The sequence below is a fragment of the Pseudomonas sp. UBA2684 genome (genome assembly GCA_002354655.1).
Taxonomy (GTDB): Bacteria; Pseudomonadota; Gammaproteobacteria; order Pseudomonadales; family Pseudomonadaceae; genus Aquipseudomonas.
This window is the reverse complement of record DELY01000038.1, coordinates 1-6027: the sequence shown is the minus strand read 5'-3', so window position 1 is coordinate 6027 and position 6027 is coordinate 1. Positions and strand designations below refer to the sequence as shown.

The following is a 6027-nucleotide window of genomic DNA, read 5'->3' as shown; positions in this document are numbered from 1 at the left end:
GCGGTAGTACTGCACCAGCGGAATGCTCGACGGGCAGACGTAAGCGCAGGCACCGCATTCGATGCAATCGAACAGGTTATGCGCCTTGAGCTGCTCGTGTTCCTGGCCAATGGCGAAGAAGTGCAACTGCTGCGGCAACAGGCTGGCCGGGCAGGCCTCGGCGCATTCGCCACAGCGGATGCAGGGCATGGCCGGCGGTGGTGCTGGCAACTCGGCGGCGGTGCTGGCGAGCAGGCAGTTGGTGGTCTTGATCAGCGGCACGGCGAAGTCGGGCAGGGTAAAGCCCATCATCGGGCCGCCCATGATCAGACGGTTCAGCTTGCCTTGGTCGAGGCCGGCAAATTCCAGCAGTTCACCCACCGGCGTGCCCAGCAGCACCTCGACGTTCATCGGTCGCGCCAGGGCCTCGCCGGTGAGGGTGGTGATCCGCGAGATCAGCGGTTTGCCGAGGATCACCGCGTCATGGATGGCCACGCAGGTGCCGACGTTCTGGCAGAGCATACCGATATCGGCGGGCAGGCCGCCGCTGGGCACTTCGACGCCGGTGAGTATCTGGATCAGCTGCTTTTCGCCGCCGGACGGGTACTTGGTCGGAAACACCCGCACGCTGAACGGCCGCTCGCCGATGGCGGCCTGTACTGCGGCAATCGCTTCGGGTTTGTTGTCTTCGATACCGATCAGCACCTGATCCGGCTGGATCAGGTGGGCGAGGATCTCGATACCCGAAACCAACGCGCTCGCGCGCTCGCGCATCAGCAGGTCGTCGGCGGTGATGTACGGTTCGCACTCGGTGCCGTTGATCACCAGGGTGTGGATTTTCTGCGTCGGCCGCGCCGTAAGCTTCACCGCAGTGGGAAAGCCGGCACCGCCAAGGCCGCCGATGCCGGCCTGGCGAATCCGCTGCAGCACCAGGCTCGGCTCCAGGCTGCGGTAATCCACGCAGGGCGACAACTCGCACCATTGCTCCAGGCCGTCGCTGTCGATGACGATGGCCGGGGCGAGCATGCCGGATACGTGTGGGTAAGGCTGCGGGCCGATAACGCTTACGGTGCCCGAGGTCGGCGCGTGCACCGGCACGCTGACAAAACCGTTGGCGGCGGCAATCAACTGGCCCTTGAGCACGCGCTCGCCCACGGCGACCAACGGTTCGGCGGCGGCGCCGATGTGTTGGTTGAGCGGCACGATCAGGCGCATGGGCAGCGGCGCGGGCTGGATCGGCGTGCGGTTGGACAGCTCCTTGCGCTCGGCCGGGTGAATGCCGCCGGGAATGTCCCAAATCAGCGCTTCGGGTTTGTGCAATGCCGTCATGCCGCTTGCCCCCGATCGCTGGCAATCAACTGGCCGGGCGCCAGGGGTTTGCCCCATTTCCAGCTTTGCACGCTGCTGCCGACTTCGATCATATCGATGCAGTCCACCGGGCAGGGCTCGACGCACAGGTCGCAGCCGGTGCATTCGCTGACGATCACCGTGTGCATCTGCTTGGCCGCGCCGACGATGGCGTCCACCGGGCAGGCCTGGATGCACTTGGTGCAGCCGATGCATTCGGCTTCGCGGATGTAGGCGACCATCTGCGGCTTTTCGCCTTCCACGGCGTCCAGCGGTTCGACCTCGACATCCAGCAGGTCGGCCAGCGCCTGGATGGTCGCCTCGCCACCGGGCGGGCATTTATTGATCTTGTCGCCACCGGCAATCGCCTCGGCGTAGGGCTTGCAGCCCGGGTAGCCGCACTGGCCGCATTGGGTCTGTGGCAGCAGGGCGTTGACCTGCTCGGCAATCGGGTCACCCTCGACCTTGAAGCGCACCGCGGCATAGCCAAGGATGGCGCCGCACACCAGGCACAGGGCGAGCAGGGCGAGAATCGCGCTGAGGATCAGGCTCATAGCTTGATCAGCCCGGTAAAGCCCATGAATGCCAGGGACATCAGGCCGGCGGTGATCATGCCGATGGCCGCGCCCTGGAAGGATTTCGGCACGTCGGCGATGGCGATGCGCTCGCGCATGGCGGCGAACAGCACCAGCACCAGGGAGAAACCGATACCGGCGGCAAAGCCATTGGCGGTGGCGGTGATAAAGGTGAACTCGGTTTTATTGGCGTTGAGTAGGGCCACGCCGAGGACGATGCAGTTGGTGGTGATCAGCGGCAGAAAGATGCCCAGCACGCGGTACAGCAGCGGACTGGTCTTGTTCACCACCATCTCGGTGAACTGCACCACCACGGCGATCACCAGGATAAAGCTGATGGTGCGCAGGAACTCGATATCCAGCGGCTTGAGCACGTACTGCTGAACCAGGTAGCTGCACATGGCGGCCAGGGTCAGGACGAAGGTGGTGGCCAGGGACAGGCCAATCGCCGTCTCGATCTTCTTCGACACGCCCATGAACGGGCACAGGCCGAGGAACTGCACCAGCACGAAGTTGTTGACCAGGATGGCGCTTACCATGATCAGGGCGAGTTCGGTCATTGCGAGTACCGTGGTGGGCGGGCAAAGGCCGTAGAAAATGGGCGCCTATTATCGTGAAGCCGCCCGGCGCAAACAAGCCGGCATTGGCCGGCTTGTTGATTGCCTATAAGGCTAGCCCACTTCGTGGCAGCGGCTGGTCGGGTGCGCCGATGGCTTGCCTTACTTGACGCGCTGGCCCGGCTTGGCGCCGCTGTCCGGGCTGAGCAGGTAGATCTCTTCGCCGCCAGGGCCAGCCGCCAGGACCATGCCTTCGCTGATGCCGAACTTCATCTTGCGCGCCGCCAGGTTGGCTACGTACAGGGTCAGGCGGCCTTCCAGCTTGCTTGGGTCCGGGTAGGCGGACTTGATGCCGCTGAACACGTTGCGCTTGGCATCGCCGATATCCAGGGTCAGGCGCAGCAGCTTGTCCGCGCCTTCAACGAACTCGCACTTCTCGATCAGGGCGATACGCAGGTCGACCGCGGCAAAGGCGTCGAAGGCGATCTCGGCGGCCAGTGGGTCTTTGCTCAGCTCGCCGTTGCCTTGCGCTGCTGGAGCGGCTTCGCTGGCGGCCAGGTCTTCCTTTGAGGCTTCGATCATGGCGTCGATTTTCGCAGGCTCGATACGGGTCAGCAGTGCGCTGAACGGGTTCAGTTGATGGTTGGCCAGCAGCGTCTGGTGGTCATCCCAGGTCAACGGCGCGACATTGAGGAACGCTTCAGCATCGCTGGCCAGCTTCGGCAGCACTGGCTTGAGGAAAATGACCAACTGGCGGAACAGGTTCACGCCCAGGGCGCAGATAGCCTGCACTTCGTCCTGCTTGCCGTCCTGTTTGGCCAGCGACCAGGGCGCCTTGTCGGCGATCCAGGCGTTGGCACGGTCGGCCAGGGCCATGATCTCGCGCATGGCGCGGGCAAAGTCGCGGGCCTCGTAGGCTTCGGCGATGCTCGGCGCGGCGGCCTGGAAGGCCTCGGTCAGCTCGGGCGCGGCATTGCCAGCCACCAGCAGGCCGTTGTTGCCTTTGTGGATAAAACCGGCGCAACGGCTGGCGATATTCACCACCTTGCCAACCAGGTCCGAGTTGACCTTCTGCACGAAGTCTTCCAGGTTGAGGTCGAGGTCATCGACGCCACGGCCGAGCTTGGCCGCGTAGTAGTAGCGCAGGTATTCCGGGTTGAGGTGATCCAGGTAGGTGCGCGCCTTGATAAAGGTGCCGCGCGACTTGGACATCTTCTGCCCGTTGACCGTCAGGTAGCCGTGCACGGCCACCGCGGTCGGCTTGCGCAGGCCGGCACCTTCGAGCATGGCCGGCCAGAACAGGGCATGGAAGTTGACGATGTCCTTGCCGATAAAGTGGTACAGCTCGGCGCTCGAATCCTTGTTCCAGAACGCGTTGAAGTCCAGCTCCGGGCGCTTGGCGCAAAGGTTCTTGAAGCTGGCCATATAGCCGATCGGTGCGTCCAGCCAGACGTAGAAGTACTTGCCCGGCTCGTCGGGAATTTCAAAGCCGAAGTAGGGTGCGTCGCGGCTGATGTCCCATTCCTGCAGGCCGGAATCCAGCCATTCGGCGATCTTGTTGGCCACCGCGTCCTGCAATGCGCCGCCGCGGGTCCAGCTTTTCAGCATGGCCTCGAAGTCCGGCAGCTTGAAGAAGAAGTGCTTGGAGTCACGCAGTTCCGGCACGGCACCGGAGATCGCCGAGCGCGGGTTCTTCAGCTCGGTGGGCTCGTAGGTGGCGCCGCATTTTTCGCAGTTGTCGCCGTACTGATCTTCCGCCGCGCACTTCGGGCAGGTGCCCTTGATAAAGCGGTCGGCGAGGAACATGCCCTTCTCGGGGTCGAAGTACTGGGTTACCGAACGGGTGGCGATATGCCCGGCGTCGCGCAGCTTCAGGTAGATGGCCGCCGACAACTCACGGTTTTCATCCGAGTGGGTCGAATGGTAGTTGTCGAAATTGACCCCGAAGTCGGCAAAGTCGGCGGTGTGTTCGGCCTGCACGTTGGCGATCAGTTGTTCCGGGGTGATGCCTTCCTTCTCGGCGCGCAACATGATCGCCGAGCCGTGGGCGTCGTCGGCGCAGACATAGATGGCCTGGTTGCCGCGCAGCTTCTGGAAGCGCACCCACATGTCGGTCTGGATGTACTCGAGCATGTGGCCAAGGTGGATCGAACCATTGGCATAGGGCAGGGCGCTGGTAACGAGAATCTTGCGGGCTTCGGACATGGGGATCGGCACTGATCTGAGTGAAACGGAGGTCGGTCACTATAAAGGCCCGGCGAGTTTTTTTCACCCGTTGAGGCACGCTGGTTCTGCGCCTATTCAGCGGTGCTTCGTGGGAGCGGGCCGCTCTTGCGGGGTCTAGGGCATGGCTCATGCGCGAATTGGGTGCCTGGAGTACGATAGCGGCCATCCGTTTCATGTCTGCCAGGATTCCCTTATGTCCACGATCACCCGTCAAGCAGTGGAAGCCGCGCTGCGTCAGTACACCGACCCCCACCTCAATCAGGACCCGGTCAGCGCCGGCTGCCTGCGCGAGGTCGATATCCAGGGCGGTACGGTACATGTGCGCCTGGTGCTGGGCTACGCCGCCGGCCTATTCAAAAGCGGCTGGGCGCAAATGCTGCAAATGGCCCTGGAAAACCTCGACGGTGTCGAGCGTGCGCAGGTGCAGGTCGACTGCCTGATCGAAGCGCACAAGGCGCAGGATCAGGTGCCGGCGCTGGCCAATGTGAAGAACGTGATTGCCGTGGCCTCGGGCAAGGGCGGCGTCGGCAAATCCACCACGGCGGCCAACCTGGCCCTGGCCCTGGCCCGCGAGGGCGCCAAGGTCGGTATTCTCGATGCCGATATCTACGGGCCGAGTCAGGGCATCATGTTCGGTATCCCGGAAGGCACGCGGCCGCAGGTCAAGGATCAGAAGTGGTTCGTGCCGCTCAAGGCGCATGGCGTGGAGGTCATGTCGATGGCTTTCCTCACCGATGAGAACACTCCGGTGGTCTGGCGCGGGCCGATGGTCTCCGGTGCGCTGATCCAGTTGATCACTCAGACCGCCTGGGATGACCTGGACTACCTGGTGGTCGACATGCCGCCGGGCACCGGCGATATCCAGCTGACCTTGGCGCAGAAGGTGCCGGTGGCCGGTGCGGTGATCGTCACCACACCGCAGGACCTGGCTCTGCTGGATGCCAAGAAGGGCGTGGAGATGTTCCGCAAGGTCAACATTCCAGTGCTCGGTGTGGTGGAAAACATGGCTGTGCATATCTGCTCGAACTGCGGGCATGCCGAGCATCTGTTCGGTGAGGGCGGCGGTGAGAAGCTGGCGGCGCAGTTTGGCGTCGATCTGCTGGCGTCGCTGCCGCTGTCGATGGCCATCCGCATGCAGTCCGACGGCGGCAAGCCGACCACTATTGCTGATCCAGAAAGCCAGATCGCGATGATCTACCAAGAGACCGCGCGTAACGTCGGCGCCCGTATTGCCCAGGGCGGCATGCCGCAGGCTATGCCGAGCATTGTGATATCTGAAGACTGAGGTGTTCGCGCCGTGCAGCGCTTGCACGGCGAGCGTGTCTAGTCCTGAAATAGGTTTA

Annotated in this window: 5 protein-coding genes; 1 reads left to right on the top strand and 4 read right to left on the bottom strand. The window is 63.4% G+C overall.

The window, feature by feature from the left end; all coding sequences use genetic code 11:
- The 4 genes from rsxC to metG form a co-directional block, all read right to left on the bottom strand.
- A partial coding sequence (rsxC, locus tag B3M58_RS12790) for an electron transport complex subunit RsxC (protein WP_296219617.1) occupies positions 1–1308 on the bottom strand: 1308 nt, incomplete at its 3' end.
- The gene (gene rsxB, locus B3M58_RS12785; RefSeq protein ID WP_296219616.1) at positions 1305–1880 is read right to left on the bottom strand and encodes an electron transport complex subunit RsxB; all 576 of its coding nucleotides are present in this window, start codon (positions 1878–1880) and stop codon (positions 1305–1307) included. The genes rsxC and rsxB, both read right to left, overlap by 4 nt.
- The gene (gene rsxA, locus B3M58_RS12780) at positions 1877–2461 is read right to left on the bottom strand and encodes an electron transport complex subunit RsxA (RefSeq protein ID WP_296219615.1); all 585 of its coding nucleotides are present in this window, start codon (positions 2459–2461) and stop codon (positions 1877–1879) included. Before rsxA ends, rsxB begins: the two co-directional genes overlap by 4 nt.
- Before the next feature lie 159 nt (positions 2462–2620).
- Positions 2621–4663: a methionine--tRNA ligase gene (gene metG / locus B3M58_RS12775; RefSeq protein ID WP_296219613.1), complete on the bottom strand. Its 2043-nt coding sequence runs from the start codon at positions 4661–4663 to the stop codon at positions 2621–2623.
- A 214-nt stretch (positions 4664–4877) separates the two neighbouring features.
- On the opposite strand from metG, the gene apbC reads away from it, so the two are divergent.
- Positions 4878–5969, top strand: a complete 1092-nt coding sequence (gene apbC, locus B3M58_RS12770) for an iron-sulfur cluster carrier protein ApbC (RefSeq protein WP_296219611.1) — start codon at positions 4878–4880, stop codon at positions 5967–5969.
- Positions 5970–6027 lie beyond the last annotated feature (58 nt).

Coding starts and splice junctions, on each gene's coding strand:
- rsxB (WP_296219616.1), bottom strand. CDS start 1,880: ATGAGCCTGATCCTCAGCGCGATTCTCGCCCTGCTCGCCCTGTGCCTG.
- rsxA (WP_296219615.1), bottom strand. CDS start 2,461: ATGACCGAACTCGCCCTGATCATGGTAAGCGCCATCCTGGTCAACAAC.
- metG (WP_296219613.1), bottom strand. CDS start 4,663: ATGTCCGAAGCCCGCAAGATTCTCGTTACCAGCGCCCTGCCCTATGCC.
- apbC (WP_296219611.1), top strand. CDS start 4,878: ATGTCCACGATCACCCGTCAAGCAGTGGAAGCCGCGCTGCGTCAGTAC.